Here is a 16,891-nt window from a genome sequence, read left to right as displayed (position 1 = left end):
CCTCACGCCCCCGCCGTAGCGACCGGTCGCTCGTAGAGCGAGCGGCTCCTTCCGGGCCGAGTTTTGCCCCACTTTTTCGACAAAAAGTGGGGCGCGGGTGCGGGGCGCGCCAAGCCCCGCAAACATAAACGATTTTCACGATAAGGTTTTGTCGGCTTTCGTTCCTCAAGCGCGACCTACGCCACTGGTTTCCCGCTTCCGCGGGAATGACGATATCCCACAAAGAACTAAACTCTCTCTTTTGTCCAGAAATCCGGGACTTTTTCCAGAAAAATTGGAAATTTCAAATTTTATTGGATGGGTTTTACCTCTTCATCCGATGCCCTAATAACGTAATTGCTTGTAATCATTAAAGAAAATAAAATAATAAACTCCGGGCACGCACCTTGCTTATTGTCTTGGTGACCGAGATGCTTAAAAGGAGCTTGCCATGAGGAAACTTTCAGAATCCCAGAAAAACGCCCGGCTGGAGGATGGACTGATTGTGAACAAGGCCACCGGCCGCAGTTGCCTCAGCAGCATGGGGCTTTATCTGAAGGCTATCCGCAAGACGAGACTCCTTGATTACGGCGAAGAGATTGAACTCGCCGTGAAAATCGCCTCCGGCGACGATTTCGCCAGGAGGATGATGATCGAATCGAACCTCCGGTTGGTGGTCAAGATAGCCAAGAGGTATACTAACAGGGGGATGACCTTCGACGATCTCATCGAAGAGGGCAACATGGGCCTTATCGTCGCCGTGGGAAAATTCAGAGGCGATAAGGGCGCGCGCTTCGCCACCTACGCCGGGTGGTGGATCGAGCAGTCGATCGAACGCGCCCTGCAGAAGCAGACGAAGCTTGTGCGGGTTCCCGTGCATGTTTCGGACGACCTCCAGAAGCTGAAGAGAGTCAGGGAGACCTTCATTCTGGAACGCCGGATCGAGCCTACGGAAGAGGAGCTTTGCGACCTCACCGGTTTTACGAAGGCTTACGTCGTCCGCCTCTCTTCCATCAATCTCCAGGTCTGCTCGATAGACCAGGAAGTTTCCATCGACAACGACAGCAGCTTCGCCGAAGTTCTCAGCGACCCCGATCAGAAGGGGCAGGCCGAGACCCTGATAAGCAATCAGCTCAATGACCTTCTGCTCTCGCTCCTTCCCGGTCTCAGCGACAGGGAGCGAGAGGTTATCGCCAGGCGTTTCGGCTTCGGCGACGCGGAAGAGGAAACCTTCGAGCAGATTTCGAGGGACATGGGCCTCAGCAGGGAGCGCATCCGTCAGATACAGAATGAAGCCATCGGCAAGATCAAGACTGCGTTCGCGGACAGGTACGGGGTAGGAAAAGATGTCCTAGAGGTGTGAGAGACGACGAAAGAAGGCGCCCCATGAAACGCTACGTCAACAAAATCACGGTTTCGGGCTTAACGGGTCTTGTAATGCTGACCGCGGCCGGCGCTTACGCGGGGCGCACCGTTCTGGGAAGATCCGACAACTCCTTCACCCCCGCCGCGCCGCTTTCGAGAAACGCTTTGGCGACCCAGAGCCGCGGAGTCGTCCCCACCCAGATCGAAAACGGAGTTTTTCTCACAACGGAGCATTTCAGGGTCTTCTGGGGCAACGACTTCGACAGAAACGATAAGGAGTGGGGCCAGAACGGCGAGAAAGGCACTCCCTTGTGGGTGGTCACCCTCGCCAACAGCATGGAGTACGCGCTGGGCGAGTACAATAGAATGGGGTTCGCCCCTCCCTACGGAGTGGAAAACTACTACATCGACATCTACGTCGGAAACACCGGGCTTCGGGTTTACTCCGACAAGACCGGAAAATTTGAAGAGATAGCGCTCTTCTCCGATTACTATGCCTTCGCCAACATCAACAGGGATTACGGAGTCGCCTACTTCATCTTCAACGACGATTTCTCCGCCTATTCCGAGGATGAGCTCCCGGTGCTGAAGACGGTGGCGGCGCACGAGCTTTTCCATGCTGTCCAGAGGGCTGAAGGATACCCCTGGGACGCCGAGAATATCGAAGACGGCCCCGAGTACATAGACGCGGAGCGGTGGACGGACGAAGGCTGGTGGGTCGAGGCTTCGGCTACCTGGATGGAGGAGGAGATTTTCCCGGACGTAAACGATTACACGAAATACGTCTCGGTCTTTCTCGCCGCGCCCTATCAGCCGCTCTTCACCCTCAACGGGCTACACGAGTACGGGGCGTCGATCTTCGCCGGTTACGTGAGATTCATGTCCGAAGGACTGGAGGCGCTGGTCGGGGTTATGTCCGACGCCTACCCGCTCGGCGTCGAAGAGGCCCTCAGAAAGAATATAGGCATATACAGCGGCGACAGCCTCGAAGATGCGGTGACAAAATTCTGGAGCATGGCCGCCAACCCCTCCGGCTACTGGCCCGACGGCGGGCTTTACGAGACCGACTACGCCCCGAAGGTCGCCGACAGCGTCGTCAGGCTGCCTTACAGCACCAGCGCGCCCGGCGGAAGAGCCCCCGGAAGGTTCGGCGCAAACCTCTTCACCCTCGACACGAGCGTTCTTCCCGCGCCGGTAACCCTGAACCCGAAGAGCGCCGAAGGCGATATGCGGTTCGCTCTCGTGGCCGGAGACAGCGCGAACGCGCGTGTCGCGAACCAGGACGAGATACTGTTGGCTCCGCCGGGCGGTGGAGGCGAAACGGCCTACGGCGCGGTGGTAAACGTCTCCGCCAACGGCGGACCCCTCGACTACAAACTGACCATAGGGGAAAAGCCGGGGAGCGCCGGCGGCTCCGGAGGCGGAGGCGGGGGCTGCTTCCTGGAGGCGCTTAGGCGCTGAAGGCGAACGGGTACTACCGGCGTCTGGGCCACAGGGCTCGGCGTCCCGGCGGCAACCGGATACCTTTTTGGTACCCGGTTTTTTTGATTCGTGAATCAGGGGTTTAAGGGCTTGTCCGTAAATAAGCCTTTTGGAGATCGCGCCGGATTTTGAGAGCGATTTTGTCGCGAAGACTGAGCAAAACCGCAGGCGTAGTTGTTCTACGTCGAGGTTTTGCGATTGATGAGCGGCGAAAGCGGGCCAAAAGCCGGATGCGAGAACGAAGGATTTATTTACGGACAAGCCCTAAGGCGGGGTTGTCCATGAGCTTGCGGATTATCCCGGTCAGCTTCTGGATGACGAAAGGCTTCATGTAGAATTCCTCGATGCCCAGAGACTTCGCTTTTTCCTCGGTAATCAGTTCGCTGTAGCCGGTGCAGAGTATGGCCGGGATGTCGGGCCGAATCGTCCGTATCTTGAAGATAAGCTCGTCGCCCGTCATTACCGGCATCGTCATGTCGGTTATCACGATGTCGAAACTCTTCGGATTCGCCCGGAAAGTTTCATAGGCTTCCATACTGGAGGTTCTGGCGGTGACCTTGTAGCCCAGCTTTTCGAGAGCCTTGAAGATGATGTTGGCTACCATTACCTCGTCGTCTACAAAAAGTATTCTTTCGGTTCCCGGCAGCGGCGGCTCATGTATCTCCGGCGCGAAAGCGGCCTCTTCGTGCAAAACGGGGAAAAACAACTGGAAGGCCGATCCCTTTCCCTGCTCGCTGTTTACCGAGATCGTCCCGCCGAGCCTCGCCACCAGGCCGTGAACGACCGCCAGCCCCATTCCGCTTCCCTCGCCGTGGGGGCGCGTGGTGAAGAAGGGCTCGAAGATGCGCGCCCTTACCTCGGGAGTCATGCCTACGCCGGTGTCCCTTACGGTAAGCCTCACGAATTTGCCGGGGGCGGCCTCCGTGTGCTTCGCGGTAAAAAGCAGGTCGAGCTCGACGTCTTCGAGGCCCACTTCGAGAAGGCCGCCGTGCTCCTTCATGGCGATGGCGGCGTTGGTGCAAAGGTTTACTATTATGCGGTGAATGTCCGTCGGATCCGCCATAACCGACGCCTCTGATTTGATATCGGCTTTAAACTCTATCGTAGCCGGAATGGAGGCCCGAAGCAGCTTTAGCGCCTCCTTCACCAGCGGTTTAAGCTGAACCGGGCGGGCGGCGTCGCTTCCTTTGCGGCTGAACATGAGTATCTGTTTTACGAGATCCTTCGCCCTGGTCGAGGCCTTGAAAATCCCCTGCAGGTCTTCTCTGACCATCGGATCGGTGACTTCGTCCATGACAAGCTCGGTGTAGCCCACGATAGCCGAGAGGATGTTGTTGAAGTCGTGGGCGATGCCTCCGGCGAGGGTGCCTATGGCTTCGAGTTTCTGCGCTTCGGCGGCGTGGGTCTCGACCTCGACCTGCCTCGTTATGTCTCTCTGGGTCGAAACGTAACCGATAATTTCCCCCGAGGGCCTTTTTATCGGGGAAATCGTCACCTCCTGCAGGATATTCCTGCCGTCTTTGGCAAGATTGAGAATCCTGCCCTTCCAGATGTGGCCCGCCTTCAGCTCCTGAAGAACCTCAAGGTGCGTCGCTTCTTCCGTGTGCCTTCCGCGAAGCAGCATGTTGATGTGTCTGCCGGCCGCTTCCGTGAACGAGTAACCGGTAGTCTGGGTAAAGGCCGGGTTGACGTACTGGATAATCCCTCCGGTGTCGGTGATTATAATATCGTCCGCCGACTGCTCCACGGCCGCCGCGAGGCGGGAAATGTTTTTCTCGGACTCCTTGCGCTCGGTAATGTCGTTTGCGAAAGCGTAATAGCATTTCGGCTGGCCCGAATCATCGGCTATTAGGTGAACAAGCAACTCGACGGGAACCAGAGAGCCGTCCTTGCGGATGTATTCCTTTTCGTAGCGGACCGGCTTGCCGGTTTTATGCAGTTCCCTGAGTTTGGCGCGCTCGATTGGAAGACACTCCGCCGGAGTGAGGTCCCGGGCCCAATCCAGGGTCTTTATCTCTTCCTGGGTGTAGCCGACGAGATCGAGGTAAGCCTGGTTGAATTTCCCCAGCCTGCCGTCAGGGAAACCTACTCCGACCGGCTGGGAGGAGCGTTCGATGAGGTCGGCGAAGAGAGCCGCCTGATAGCGGCTCTCCAGAAGCGCGGCTTTCGCCTTTTTCCTGTCGGTGATATCCCTGGCCACGACCTGCACCGCGGGCTGTCCTCCGTAGACCACCGGCGCGCCGACAACTTCCACGTCCACCACGGAGCCGTCCAGCCGCACGAACTTTTCCTCCAGAAGAGGCGCTATGGCCGAGTGCTCGGTTATGCTGTGCGTCCGGCTTTTGACCAGATGGCGGTAATCGGGGTGAACCGATTCGATAATCTCCCTGCCCAGTAATTCCTCCGGGGCTTTTGCCCCCAGCAGGGTCAGCCCGGCGCGGTTGGCGTAAACGAACCTGCCGTTTACGTGGACGAAAATCGCGTCGGGACTCATTTCAACGAGGGCTCTGTATCTTGCCTCGCTTTCGCGGAGCCTTTCGCCTGTCTCCAGGAGCTCTCCGGTTTTTTTGCGGTTCTCGATAATCTGGGCGACCTCCTTGCCGAAATTCCACAGGTAAGGCTCAAGCGCCTCCCAGGTTTCAGGATTCGGACGGGAGAAGATAAGAAGACCGTAAATGCCTTCCGCCGTAATCAGTTTTATTGTGTTTACGCCCTCGGCGCCGACCATCCGGCACTCCTCTACGGAGGCGAGCGGCGGGTTTTGATTTTTTACGGAACATTCCGCGCACATGTCCTTGCAGACGCCCCTGTTCTCACCGTCCCCGAAGAGGCAGACGCAGCAGCCGCCCAGCTCGGCTATTTCCTGAAAGCAGGCATGGAGAAAGTCGGCCATCCGCTTTCCGGGAGGGATAGACTGGGCGAAGGTCTCGGCAGCCGAGAGTTTGCCGACGATGCCCAGAATAAATTGTGTGCGGTTTTCGTTCTTATCCATTCTGATTCAGTTCATATGATCCGGCAAAATAGGGGTTTTGAACTATCTGCCCGTTAGCGACCATATAGGGGTGGACCTTTAGAATCTTAAAGAGAGTCTCGCCGTCGAAACGCTTCGCGTCGTACTGGCACATGCCGGTTATGGGGTGAGTCTTGAGCGCGTCGTTGACCATGTCCTCGTAGCGGACAAGCTGCTCCGAGCCCGGTATCCCCTTTAGCGCCCACTCCATTTCGCCGGTGAGGCGCGCGCCGGGATAGCCTTCGGCCAAAGTCTTGGTGTAGTGGGCTTTCAGCAGGGAGATCATCTTCTCCGGGGAGAATATTCCCTCGGGGCAGTAGATTTCTTTCGCCGCCGATACCCTGATTTGCTGCCGTTCGCTTTCGCCGTGGACTTTCACGCCTATGTCGCCCAGCCACGCCTTTACCTCTTCGCAGGACCGGGCGTCATAAAAGTAGTCGACTTTTTCGCCGGACAAAAGTCCCGCTTCCAGGAATTTGCCCACGACGCGCCTGCGCTCGCTCTCGTCGTTGTAAATAAGACACATGTGAATGCCGGGTTTCCACTTCTTTTCGGTGAAACCCATGTTTACCAGCCGTTCATTCGCGCACACGAAGCAACTCCGATTCTCCCGAAAGCTTTCAGGGATTCCAAGTGAGCAAATGAAAACATACCCGTTTTTCGCAACCGGGCCGGGCGAAATTCACCGAATTACGACCCGCCGGCAATTTTCCGGCTTAAAGAAGGAACACCAAAAGACGGCGTTGCGATGTCTTACGTATCGGCATCTCTGCGGTTTGCCTTTAAGGGCTTGTCCGGCGATTTCCGAAAGGCCTATTTACGGACAAGCCCTAAACCATCCTTTCAATACTGGCTCTGCAGCCACATCGAGGGTAAAAACCTTACGGCCTTGTTTCTTCCGTTTTCCTTGGCCGAGTAGAGGGCCACGTCGGCGAACTTCACGACCTTCCAGAAGGTCTCCTCGTCGCCGGGGAATTCGCTCACGCCTATCGAGATGGTTTTCCTGATCTTGCCGCCCTTGCCGAAGACGAATTCCCTGCTCTCGAAGGCGGTGCGGATTTTTTCGGCTACCTGTACGGAATCCTCCGGCTCTACGTCGATAAGCATGACGAGAAATTCTTCGCCCCCGAAGCGGAAGACCAGATCGGCCTTGCGCACGTTGTCCTGTATGATTTTCGACGCCTGTTGCAGTATCTCATCCCCGGCGTCGTGTCCGTGGTCGTCGTTCACCTGCTTGAAATAATCGATGTCGCACATAAGTATGCCGATCGATTTCTTTCTCCGCAGCGAACCTGCGCACACGTGGGAGTAGCACTCCTGCAGGTACCGGCGGTTGTTGAGGCCGGTTAGGGAATCCACGAGGGAGGATTCCCGGAGGCTTGCCGTGAGGCGCTTGGCCTCGATGACCGGCAGGGATTCCTTGATGAACTGCTTCGCCTTGCCGATGCTGCGTTTGTAGTTAAAGGTTTTCGGCAGGTGGCCGTTTTTTGAAAATATGAACTGGGCGATGGCGATGGTTCCCTCTCCGACGTTGAAGGGGAAGCAGACGTGGTTTTTTTCGTCGCTGGCCAGAAATTCGAGGCAGACCTTCGGGAAGTTCTTTGAATCGATAAGGTGCCCGGTGCGCCTGGCCTTGCACAGGTTGCAGTTGTCCAGTATCGCCTCGTTGCAGATAAGATCCTCCGTGGCGAAGGGAACGGGATAGACGACCTTCATCGAATTCGTGGATTTCTGGATGTCGAAGATAGTCACCTTCTCAACGCCGGGAAGGGCCGAGAATATCTCGGCCATCCTGTAGAAAACGTCCTGAAGGGATTCGTCTTCCTGAATCGTCTTCCTGAAATTGGACAGGGTAACCATCGAATCGATGAGCTCGTTGAACTGGTGAGAGAGTTCGCCGATTTCGTCGGAGATGCCGATGTCCAGCCTCGCGCCGGAATCCGAATCTATGCCGCCCTGGGATATCAGTTTTAGGCCGTCCGACACGTCGCCGAGCCTGGAGCGCAGGCGGCGTCCTATGAGCCCGGCGGTGACAATGCTGACCAGCGAGAGCAGCATTCCGCCGGTCAGAAGATAAATATTGAGCTTTCCCAGTTCTCTTTCAACGTCGTCCAGGTAGACCCCGGTGCCTATTATCCAGTTCCAGTGGTCGAAGCCCTTGACGAAACTGAGTTTTTTCTGCGGGATGTCGCTCCCCGGCTTTGGCCAGGAGTAGTAGAAGAAGCCCATCTCGGTGGACGTGACTATTTTTACGAACTCGGAAAAGAGCTTTTTCCCGTCAGGGTCCGTGTAGTTCGCCATGTCCTGGCCGTCGTATTGAGGCATTATGGGGTGCATGATCATTCTGGCGCCCATGTCGTTTATCCAGAAATAGCTGGTGCCGTCGTAGCGCATGTTTTTTACCGCGGTGGCGGCGGCTTTTTTCGCCTCCGCCTCGGTCATCGCGCCGCTTGCCTGGAGCGAGAAGTAATAGTTGAGCAGCGAGTGGACGGTGTCCACGTTGTTTTTAAGGCCGGTCTTTTTTTGTTCGAGGACCTGCTGCTTGACGAAGGGATTCAGGATGGTGAAAGTGATGAGGAGGAAAAACACCGCCCCGGCGGTAGAAAAAAACATGATCTTGGGGAGGATGGACCACTCTTTAAACCGCAGTATTTTCATGGTGGCTCCACAAAAAGTGGGAAAGGGGTATTTATCTTAGAGTATCAGCTAATTCGGACAGGACAAATTTTTTTTATTTATATTTCCGAAATTTTAGGTGCAGGAGATATCAGGGGAGGGAGGCGCAAGGCCGTAAGATATTTTTAAGAGAGAAAGGGGGGGCTTTGGCGGGTAGGAATCGAAAGCCCCCTGGGGTAATTCCAGGGGGCCCAAGCTTGTACGAGCTAGCCTTTCGGTTTTTTGATGGTGCTGATTCCGAGGGTGGTGTAAAGCGGGCATATTCCGGTTGACCCGGTGATTATGGGGACAATGCCCAGAAGCCCGAGAAACCTGATATTCCCTTCAAGAATGAACACCAGCGACAATATCCCAAGACCGGCGGCAACCCTTGCCGCGCGTTCGACGTTCCCGACGTTCTTCTTCATCTTTGCAGTCCTTGCGCGCAGTTGACTATACCGGTCAGTTGGCTTCCTCCATCGGCTGCCCGCAGCAGAGCGGCCCGCTTTCTCCGGTAGGCAGGGTTACCTCCCGCCCGCAAACCCCGCAGACAAAATCCGCCCCGATATCGGCCGGCCTTTCGGGGTTTTCCATCGTGTAGAGGAGGTCAAAGGGCCTCATCGGAAGGCCGCAGCAGACCGGCGCGTCCGGACCGCCTCCTTCCGCCGTCTCCCGCCTGCCGCAACTGTCGCACTTGTATCCTTCCGCCGCGGTCATGCCGGGGGACCTATTTCTTCGCCGGGAACGAAGCGGGGTCGATGACGAACCAGACGCTTCCCATGCCCTGGCCCGTCGTATCGCCGCTGGCCTTGTCGGAAACGAAATAATAGAGGGGATAGCCGCGGAAGGCGGTCTGGGATTTGCCGTCCTCGCGCATGATTGTCGTGAAATCCTCGGCCTTGACGCCCTCGGGCGGGGCCACCTTCTCACGGAAGTAGAGGGGCCATTTGTCCACGCAGCCGCCGGTGCAGGCGCTCTTGCCGGGGGCGTCCTTGGCGAACCAGTAGAGGGTCATACCCTTGGCGTCGGTGAGGTAATTGCCCATACCGCCCTTGTTGGCGATTTTTACGGCGTGGTTGTCGGCCAGAGCCGCCGCGGCGAAGCAGATTGACAGGGCCAAAAGCGCAAAAACGGATATCATTCTTCTCATAACCGGCTCCTTTCATGTAAAAGCTTTGTCAGACAAATAATGTAGTACGGACTTTCGGACTGTCCAGCGAAGGCCTGAAAATTTCAAGGGCGGTGAAAATTGGCCAACACCACGGAAAAGAAGCTGCTTTCTCAGATGAGGCGCGCCATCGAGGATTTTTCCATGATCCGGAAGGGTGAGCGGATCCTGGTGGGGCTCTCGGGCGGCAAGGATTCCTGGGCGCTTCTTCACCTCCTTCACCTTTTGCGAAGCGAGAGGGGGAACGATTTCGGGATAGGCGCGGTGACGGTGGACCCCGGCTACCCGGATTTCGACCCATCCCCGGTGGAAAGCTGGTGCCGCGAGCGCGGGTACGCGCACTTTACCGAGCCCTCGAACATGTACGAGATAATCGAGGAGAAGCGCGCCCCCGGAACCAGCTACTGCGCCTTCTGCTCGCGGCTGAGAAGGGGGATTCTCTACGGAGTGGCGGAGCGGGAAGGGTACGACAAAATCGCCCTCGGCCACCACGCCGACGATCTCATCGAAACCCTTCTTCTGGCCCAGTTCTTCACCGGGGAGATCAAGTCGATGCCGCCGGTGCTTTGGGCCGACGACGGAAGAAACGTCGTAATCCGCCCGCTTGTCTACTGCCGGGAGGACGACCTCGCGGAGCTGGCGATGGAGAAGAGCTTCCCGGTGGTTTCCTGCGGCTGCGTGCTGGCGTCTTGCGTCCACACCGAGCGCCAGCGGGTAAAGGCCTTAATCGGGAGGCTGGAGAGAGAAAACCCCGGAGTAAAGGCCAGCATCTTAAAGAGCCTCGGCAACGTCCGGTTCGACAGGCTGATGATTGTGAAGAACTGACAGGGTGGGCGAGGTTCAGGAACGCGGGGCGCTCCCGAACCTCTTTTTTGTCGATGTATTCAATTACTTCAGCGAGGAAAGGGGATCGGGTCCGTAGATCGACTTTATCACTACCTCCACCTTTGAGCCGACGGGCGGCATCAGGTCCCAGTTGACCTTGTAGTAGGACTCCAGGGAGAGGACGGGGACGGAGTTGTCGGCGATTATGCCGCCGTAGCAGTCCTCGGGGCAGGAGACGCAGCCTGTTCCGCTGTTGGTTTTCTCTCCGGTGCCGTGGAAGATCCAGTGGGGAGTGTAGGGCTTGATGACGTCTTTGCCCTGCACGTAAATTTTTTCCTGTATGAAATCCTCGATGGCGCGCTGGACAAGCTTTCCGTCCTTCTCAAAGCGGATCGCGATGATCAGGGGGTCTCCGTCCTGATAATCCTCCACCTTCGTCTCGCCCCGGAGCCCGGTGCGCTCCTTCGCCTCCTCGGCGGTAATCTGGCGGCGGCTGACGAGGCCGATGTCGGTAAGTCCCCTGAGGAGGGAGGGCCTGTCGATGTTGGTGGTGAAGATGAAGAAATCCTTCTTGTTTCCCTCGGCGCAGCCGAACCAGGCGGCCCCTCGCTTTCCCCAGTCGCCGACGCCCGCCTTGGAGTCGTTTCTGGTGACCTCGGCGGAGAGGCGAAGCTCGCGGCTGACCGTATCGACGATCATCTTGTGGCCTTTTGCCTCGACTACGCGCCCGGTATCGGCGCAAAGGGCGGGCGCTGCCAGCAGCAGTCCGGCAAGCAGGGACAAGGTCAGGGTTTTAACTCCAGTTTTCATGTCTTTCTCCGTGTTTGGGTCAATAAATTCGCCCTTAAAATCACTTTAAAATCGTTTCGTCCGCACCCTTGCGCCGTAAAAATTTCTTTACGATGGCGGGAAGGAAGGAGACCGCCGCGACGAGTGCTATTCCCGCTATAAGGCCCAGGCTCGCTTTTCCGCGCAAAAGGTCCAGAAGCGAGCTTGAAAAGACTATGTAGGCTATGGTCGCGGGCAGCATGCAGACAAAGGAGGCGGCCGCGTAGGGAAGAAAGCCGATTTTTGTGAGCCCGAGGGCGTAGTTGAGAAGGTTGAAGGGGAAAAGGGGGACGAGCCGGGTGAAAGCGACCACCTTCCAGCCGTTTTTAGCCACCTCCTCGTCGAGTTTTCGCCAGCGAGGCCCCGTGAGCCGCGCCTCTACCCAGTCCCTCGCGAGGTAGCGCGAGACGAGAAAGGCGAGGCAGGCACCGGCGGTGGCGCTGGTGATGGTGTAGATTACGCCCCACACCGGCCCGAAGAGTATGCCGCCTACGATGGTTATGGGAAGGCCGGGTAAAAAGAGCGAGGGGGCGAGGGTGTAAAAGAGCATGTAGAGGGCTGGAGCCCAGACGCCGAAACCGGCGATGAGCTCGCGAAGCCGCTCCTGCTCCAGGTACTGGCCGAGCCCCGAGGCTCGGACGCCGATTACCAGAGCCACGAGCGCCGCTACGCCGAGAAGCAGTTTCAGCTTGCTCCCGGAGGTTCCGGGCAGGGGAGGGCGCTCGCCGGAGTGCGCGGTCTTCACCTCTTTTTTGAAGCGCGCCTTCAGCCTCAGGCGGTTCAGGTAGGTGAAGGGGCTTTTGCCGACGCGGACCTTGCCTTCGAGCGTCTCTTTCGGCCCTGAGATGAGATCGAGCACGTGGCAGACCTTAATCCGGGAGGAGAGGTGGTTCGCGCAGCCAGCGCAGAAAGTGACGACGGGCAACTCTCCCGCCTCTTTCGCCCGCTTGAGACCCCAGGTCGAAGCGAGCTTTGGCGCGACGTAGCCGACAGCCCCGCCCTCGCCGCAGCAGAGGGTTTTCTCGCCGGAATGGACCATCTCGACAACTTTTGCTCCCGTCGATCCTGCTAGCGCCCGCACCGCGCTCTGGGCGTCCCCGGCGAAGCGCATGACGCAGGAGTCGTGAATGGTCACGTTCACGCCCTCAAGAACGCTTCTTTCCTCGCGGGGAAGAGCTTCGTAAACCGTCTCGACGGCGACCTCCGGCATGTAATCGGTAAAGACCTTCCAGCAGTTCGGGCAGGCAACCAGCACCCTCTTCACTCCCCGGTCGAGCAGCCACCCTTTCAGTTCCCCGAACGTCGCAGAGAAATATTCCTCCCTGCCGAGGTCGTGGGAGGGCTTTGTGCAGCAGTCGAGGACGACGCCGAGGCTCGGAATCGTCTCCCGGAGTTTGCGGAAGGTGTCGAAGGTCGTTCCGGGCCGGGTGCCGGGGAGGGCGCAGCCGGGGAAAAAGACGGTGTCGCACCCTTCGGGCAATCCGCGCCAGGTGAGCAGCCGCGAAGTCCCCGCCTTCTCGTAGCCGGTAAGCGCGCGGTGCTGTTTTTCCGGCGCGGCCCCCCGCCTTATCGCCTCCCTTCGCATCTCCAGAAAGAGTTCCTTCGGCTTGACCCCGTAGGGGCACACCGCCGTGCAGAGTGAACAGAGGCTGCACTCGAAGGGGAGGGAATGAGAAGATGAGGAAGAGGGATCGTAAGACTTCGCGATGGAGCGGGGCGTTCCGTATGCTTCGAGAAAGGAGCATTCCGAAACGCAAAGGCCGCACTCTACGCAGTTTTCGGAAACCTCCTCCAGAAGCTCGTCGATGCGCCGTTTCCCCGTCGCCGGGGGATCGCTTTCGGAAATCGCCTTTAAAGAATCCATAAATTCCTGCGGTCGGATTAAGGGCTTATCTGTAAATAAAATATTTACGGACAAGCCCTGATTCACTCATTACAATTCTACGTCCGCGGACAAAAACCGCGACCGGAACTTTTTAACGGGTATAAAGTCAAATTACCATTCGGTATTTTCTATGGCTGACGCCATTTCAATAGACCTCGCCTATGAGGGGAAGAGGAAGTAAAACGGAGCCTGCGGTGTATGCTTAAGCCTTGAAGCGCACGAGCCACAAACACCACAACGCAAGTAAAGAATAAAAATTTATTGTACATCACTAAAATGAACAAACGGCTTGACAATCCGGTAAATTGATATATATGTTTTGTAAACAATACAGCGAATAAACCCTTCAGGAGATTGCAACCCCCGGTTGCACAAGGAGTTTTTGATGTCCAGCAAGAGTCCGGGCCTTGGAACCATAGCCGTGCACGGAGGGCAGTCCCCCGATCCCACCACCGGCGCGCGCGCGGTGCCCATCTACCAGACCTCCTCCTACGTCTTCAAATCCACAGACCACGCGGCGAATCTCTTCGCCCTGCGGGAGTTCGGCAACATCTATACTCGCCTGATGAACCCCACCACCGACGTTTTCGAGCAGAGGATAGCCCAGATAGAGGGCGGAACCGGTGCCCTGGCCGTGGCGAGCGGGCAGGCGGCGGAGACCTTCGCCCTCCTGAACATCACCCGGGTGGGAGACGAGATCGTCGCCGCGAACAACCTTTACGGCGGCAGCTACCAGCTCTTCAACAACACCTTCCCTAAACTCGGGAGGAGGGTGGTCTTTGTCGATTCCAAAGATCCGGAGGCTTTCAGGAAGGCGATAACGCCGAAGACGCGGGCCATCTACGCCGAGACTATCGGCAACCCCAAGCTCGACGTGCCCGATTTCACCGCTATAGCGGCGGTGGCCCACGAGGCGGGGATTCCCTTCGTCGTCGACAATACCGTCGGTGTCGGTCTGGTCCGCCCCTTCGATTTCGGAGCGGACATAGTCGTCGCCTCCGCTACCAAGTTCATCGGCGGCCACGGCACCTCAATCGGCGGCGTAATAGTGGATTCCGGCAAGTTCAACTGGGGCAACGGCAAATTCCCCGAATTCACCGAGCCCGACCCGAGCTATCACGGCCTGAAGTACTGGGAGGTCTTCGGGGATTTCCCCGGACTCGGCAACGTCGCCTTCATCATCAAGGCGAGGGTCCAGTGGCTGCGCGACGTGGGGGCGGCAATCAGCCCCTTCAACTCCTTCCAGTTCCTCCAGGGGCTCGAAACCCTCCACCTTCGCCAGAAAACCCACTCCGAGAACGCTCTCGCGGTGGCCAAATTCCTTGAAAGCCACCCGCTGGTGAGTTGGGTCAACTACCCCGGCCTCCCCAATAACCCGGGCCACTCCGTCGCGGGCAGATACCTGAAAAACGGCTACGGCGCGATAGTCGGTTTCGGCATAAAGGGCGGTCTCGAAGCGGGGAAGAAGTTCATCAATTCCGTCAAGCTTCTCTCCCACCTCGCCAACATAGGCGACGCCAAGAGCCTCGTCATCCACCCCGCCTCCACCACCCATCAGCAACTCACCCGCGAGCAGCAGGAGGCCACCGGCGTCACCGAGGATTACATACGCCTCTCCGTGGGAATAGAGGACGTGGAGGACATACTGGCCGACATTGACAACGCGCTAAAGGCCGCCGCGAACGGGTGACCGGCGAACTATGAGGATTACCGCGAGGAGCGATTATGCGATACGGGCCGTCTTCGACCTCGCCTATCACACCGGGGGAGGGTCCGCCACGGCGGAAGAGGTGGCCGGGCGGCAGAAGATAAGCCAGCGCTTTCTGGAGCAGATATTCCTGAAACTCAGGAATTCGGGGGTAATCACCTCCAAAAGGGGTCCGGCGGGCGGCTACCGCCTCCTGAAATCACCGAAGGAGATAAGCCTTTACGACATAATCGCCTGCGTGGAAGGCCCTATCGAACTGGTTCTTTGCGTCTCGGGCGAAGATGAGCCGGAGTCCGGCTGCGGGATGCAGGGCGAATGCGTAGCCCGCTTCTTCTGGAAGGAAATAGGGGAGAAAATCTCCTCCATCCTGAAAGAGACCTCCATAGAGGACCTGTGCCTCAAGGCGGAGCGGAAGGGGCTGGAAAGAGCCTCAAGCGCCAGGCTCACCTACGAGATTTGAAAATTACCAAAAGAAAATCAAAACGGCCCCGGCGATAAGCGCGGGGCCGTTTTTTATTGCCAGTTGACCGGCGTTATTTCTTCAGCTTCGCCAGCAGGGTCTCTCCGCCGACCACCTTGTCTCCGATCTTTACCAGAACCTCCGCCGAGGCCGGGACGATAAGCTCCGTGCAGGAGCCGAACTTTATGAGGCCGAAGCGCTCGCCCTTGCGAAGGCCGTCTCCGACCTCCGGCCTGCAGACGATTCTGCGGGCGATAAAGCCGGTAATCTGGTGGACCAGAACCTTCCCGGCGGGCCCCTCGATGCCAAGCGTCGCCCGCTCGTTCTCGTCGGAGGCGTGGCTCTTGAAGGCGGGGAGCATCTTGCCGGGACGGTAGGCCTTGAAGGTCACGACGCCCTCGATGGGACTGCGGTTAATATGCACGTTGAAGACGGAGAGGAAGATCGAGATCTTCTTCGCCGGGCCGCCGATGAAATCGTCGTGGGCTATATCTTCGAGAAACTGTACGCGCCCGTCGGCGGGGGAGATGGCGTACTCCTCGCCCGGCGGGATGGTGCGCTCCGGGTCGCGGAAGAAGAAGGCCACGAAAACGGTAAGCAGCAGAAATAAAATTCCGACGGGGGTCCAGTCAAAGTACCACGCGGCGGCGGAAATGCCGCTGAGCGCGATGAGGAAGGGCCAGGCGTCTTTAGCCAGAGGAATCATGCGGTATCGATAGCTCCTTAACAAGCGGCCGAAATTGGCCGTAAAATCAGTGGCCGCCGCCCTCGTCGGGTTTTTCGCCGATGAGTTTCAGCGCGACGGCCAGAATAAGTATAACCACTACGTTGACGCCGAGTTCCAGCGGAACCTGCCAGTTCAGTCCGTTAAATTCGCCCACGGCCGCTCTGCTCATCACCGAATGCTCAGCCTCGATTATGAGGATGCGCCTCGTCGAAGACATGATGCCTACGTAGAGGAAAGGATTGAGGCGAAAGGGTGAGCGCCTCAGAAACCTCACCACGGGCCAGAGGATTTCCAGAAAGATGAGGGCCAGCAATACGTCGTTGACCGTGTGCAGAATGCCCGTCAGCTCGGCGTCCGGCAGATGCGTGGCGGCGCGGAAAAGCACCAGCGCGACGCAAAGCAGCAGAATCAACGCAACGAAAAAATGCATCAGGTCATCGATGGCGATGATGATCTTCCGCAGGATGTTGACGTTGGGAGAATAATTCATAAAGCTTTCCTTGGCTTGCCGCAAGCGGCGGTCTCTCAATCCTTTAGAATCTCACAAAGCGGCAAAATGGGCAAGGGGAGAGGAAAAAAAGAGGGTAAGTTGCTGTAATGACGGGGATTAAAATGTAGGGCGGGCTCGGCCCGCCATTTTACAACTTGCGGGGCTCCGCCCCGCACCCGAGGCACTTTTTTAAAAAAAAAGGGGCTGTCCTAGATAACTAAAAATATCTAGGATTGGTTCATGAGAAAGAGCAGGCTAAGCTGGGGCAAGCAAGAGCGGTTGATCGAGCACTTTGTAGCCGGGACTACA

General features: G+C 57.5%; 16 protein-coding genes. 6 read left to right on the top strand and 10 right to left on the bottom strand.

Going from position 1 to position 16,891, the window contains the following annotated elements; all coding sequences use genetic code 11:
* Positions 1–430: 430 nt before the first annotated feature.
* A complete protein-coding gene (locus tag EPN96_03400; protein ID TAL17982.1) occupies positions 431–1,342 on the top strand; it encodes a sigma-70 family RNA polymerase sigma factor in 912 nt (303 codons plus the stop codon).
* A gap of 23 nt (positions 1,343–1,365) precedes the next feature.
* On the top strand, positions 1,366–2,805 hold the full coding sequence (locus EPN96_03395) for a hypothetical protein (protein ID TAL17981.1): 1,440 nt from the start codon (positions 1,366–1,368) through the stop codon (positions 2,803–2,805).
* A gap of 268 nt (positions 2,806–3,073) precedes the next feature.
* On the opposite strand, the gene EPN96_03390 is transcribed toward EPN96_03395, so the two are convergent.
* The 6 genes from EPN96_03390 to EPN96_03365 form a co-directional block, all read right to left on the bottom strand.
* Positions 3,074–5,818: a PAS domain S-box protein gene (locus EPN96_03390; GenBank protein TAL17980.1), complete on the bottom strand. Its 2,745-nt coding sequence runs from the start codon at positions 5,816–5,818 to the stop codon at positions 3,074–3,076.
* Entirely contained in the window at positions 5,811–6,428 is a 618-nt protein-coding gene (locus EPN96_03385; protein ID TAL17979.1) for a hypothetical protein, read from the bottom strand. Before EPN96_03385 ends, EPN96_03390 begins: the two co-directional genes overlap by 8 nt.
* 251 nt (positions 6,429–6,679) lie before the next feature.
* The gene (locus EPN96_03380) at positions 6,680–8,494 is read right to left on the bottom strand and encodes a diguanylate cyclase (protein TAL17978.1); all 1,815 of its coding nucleotides are present in this window, start codon (positions 8,492–8,494) and stop codon (positions 6,680–6,682) included.
* 224 nt (positions 8,495–8,718) lie between these two features.
* Entirely contained in the window at positions 8,719–8,919 is a 201-nt protein-coding gene (locus EPN96_03375; protein TAL17977.1) for a DUF2892 domain-containing protein, read from the bottom strand.
* Between the two features lie 34 nt (positions 8,920–8,953).
* Complete coding sequence (locus EPN96_03370) at positions 8,954–9,208, bottom strand: hypothetical protein (protein TAL17976.1); 255 nt, start codon at positions 9,206–9,208, stop codon at positions 8,954–8,956.
* Positions 9,209–9,218: 10 nt separating this feature from the next.
* Positions 9,219–9,641, bottom strand: coding sequence for a hypothetical protein (locus EPN96_03365; protein ID TAL17975.1), 423 nt, complete (start codon positions 9,639–9,641; stop codon positions 9,219–9,221).
* 99 nt (positions 9,642–9,740) lie between these two features.
* Here EPN96_03365 and ttcA point away from each other — a divergent pair, with 99 nt between their 5' ends.
* On the top strand, positions 9,741–10,484 hold the full coding sequence (ttcA, locus tag EPN96_03360; protein TAL17974.1) for a tRNA 2-thiocytidine(32) synthetase TtcA: 744 nt from the start codon (positions 9,741–9,743) through the stop codon (positions 10,482–10,484).
* A gap of 63 nt (positions 10,485–10,547) precedes the next feature.
* Here ttcA and EPN96_03355 read toward each other — a convergent pair whose 3' ends face one another.
* Positions 10,548–11,294 (bottom strand): hypothetical protein, encoded by a 747-nt coding sequence (locus tag EPN96_03355; protein ID TAL17973.1) that lies wholly within the window; start codon positions 11,292–11,294, stop codon positions 10,548–10,550.
* A 40-nt stretch (positions 11,295–11,334) separates the two neighbouring features.
* Positions 11,335–13,176, bottom strand: coding sequence for a hypothetical protein (locus EPN96_03350; GenBank protein TAL17972.1), 1,842 nt, complete (start codon positions 13,174–13,176; stop codon positions 11,335–11,337).
* Between the two features lie 406 nt (positions 13,177–13,582).
* On the opposite strand from EPN96_03350, the gene EPN96_03345 reads away from it, so the two are divergent.
* Together EPN96_03345 and EPN96_03340 are read left to right on the top strand one after the other, a co-directional pair.
* Entirely contained in the window at positions 13,583–14,887 is a 1,305-nt protein-coding gene (locus tag EPN96_03345) for an O-acetylhomoserine aminocarboxypropyltransferase/cysteine synthase (GenBank protein TAL17971.1), read from the top strand.
* Positions 14,888–14,897: 10 nt separating this feature from the next.
* Positions 14,898–15,365, top strand: coding sequence for an Rrf2 family transcriptional regulator (locus tag EPN96_03340; GenBank protein ID TAL17970.1), 468 nt, complete (start codon positions 14,898–14,900; stop codon positions 15,363–15,365).
* 73 nt (positions 15,366–15,438) lie between these two features.
* Here EPN96_03340 and EPN96_03335 read toward each other — a convergent pair whose 3' ends face one another.
* Positions 15,439–16,071: a phosphatidylserine decarboxylase family protein gene (locus EPN96_03335; GenBank protein TAL17969.1), complete on the bottom strand. Its 633-nt coding sequence runs from the start codon at positions 16,069–16,071 to the stop codon at positions 15,439–15,441.
* 46 nt (positions 16,072–16,117) lie between these two features.
* Positions 16,118–16,582 carry a hypothetical protein gene (locus EPN96_03330; protein TAL17968.1) on the bottom strand — a complete coding sequence of 155 codons (465 nt, stop codon included), beginning with the start codon at positions 16,580–16,582 and terminating at the stop codon, positions 16,118–16,120.
* A 240-nt stretch (positions 16,583–16,822) separates the two neighbouring features.
* Here EPN96_03330 and EPN96_03325 point away from each other — a divergent pair.
* Positions 16,823–16,891, top strand: a 69-nt coding sequence (locus EPN96_03325) for an IS1595 family transposase (GenBank protein TAL17983.1), incomplete at its 3' end; no start/stop codon positions are given.

Source organism: bacterium (assembly GCA_004322275.1).
Classification (GTDB): domain Bacteria; phylum Desulfobacterota; class Deferrisomatia; order Deferrisomatales; family BM512; genus SCTA01.
This window is presented reverse-complemented; position numbering and strand designations above follow the sequence as displayed.

Bases quoted from the DNA above. Each gene is read 5' to 3' on its own strand.
- EPN96_03340 (TAL17970.1), top strand. From the start codon at position 14,898: ATGAGGATTACCGCGAGGAGCGATTATGCGATACGGGCCGTCTTCGAC.
- EPN96_03375 (TAL17977.1), bottom strand. From the start codon at position 8,919: ATGAAGAAGAACGTCGGGAACGTCGAACGCGCGGCAAGGGTTGCCGCC.
- EPN96_03400 (TAL17982.1), top strand. From the start codon at position 431: ATGAGGAAACTTTCAGAATCCCAGAAAAACGCCCGGCTGGAGGATGGA.
- EPN96_03380 (TAL17978.1), bottom strand. From the start codon at position 8,494: ATGAAAATACTGCGGTTTAAAGAGTGGTCCATCCTCCCCAAGATCATG.
- EPN96_03390 (TAL17980.1), bottom strand. From the start codon at position 5,818: ATGGATAAGAACGAAAACCGCACACAATTTATTCTGGGCATCGTCGGC.
- EPN96_03370 (TAL17976.1), bottom strand. From the start codon at position 9,208: ATGACCGCGGCGGAAGGATACAAGTGCGACAGTTGCGGCAGGCGGGAG.
- EPN96_03335 (TAL17969.1), bottom strand. From the start codon at position 16,071: ATGATTCCTCTGGCTAAAGACGCCTGGCCCTTCCTCATCGCGCTCAGC.
- EPN96_03345 (TAL17971.1), top strand. From the start codon at position 13,583: ATGTCCAGCAAGAGTCCGGGCCTTGGAACCATAGCCGTGCACGGAGGG.
- EPN96_03395 (TAL17981.1), top strand. From the start codon at position 1,366: ATGAAACGCTACGTCAACAAAATCACGGTTTCGGGCTTAACGGGTCTT.
- EPN96_03355 (TAL17973.1), bottom strand. From the start codon at position 11,294: ATGAAAACTGGAGTTAAAACCCTGACCTTGTCCCTGCTTGCCGGACTG.
- EPN96_03330 (TAL17968.1), bottom strand. From the start codon at position 16,582: ATGAATTATTCTCCCAACGTCAACATCCTGCGGAAGATCATCATCGCC.
- EPN96_03350 (TAL17972.1), bottom strand. From the start codon at position 13,176: ATGGATTCTTTAAAGGCGATTTCCGAAAGCGATCCCCCGGCGACGGGG.
- EPN96_03365 (TAL17975.1), bottom strand. From the start codon at position 9,641: ATGAGAAGAATGATATCCGTTTTTGCGCTTTTGGCCCTGTCAATCTGC.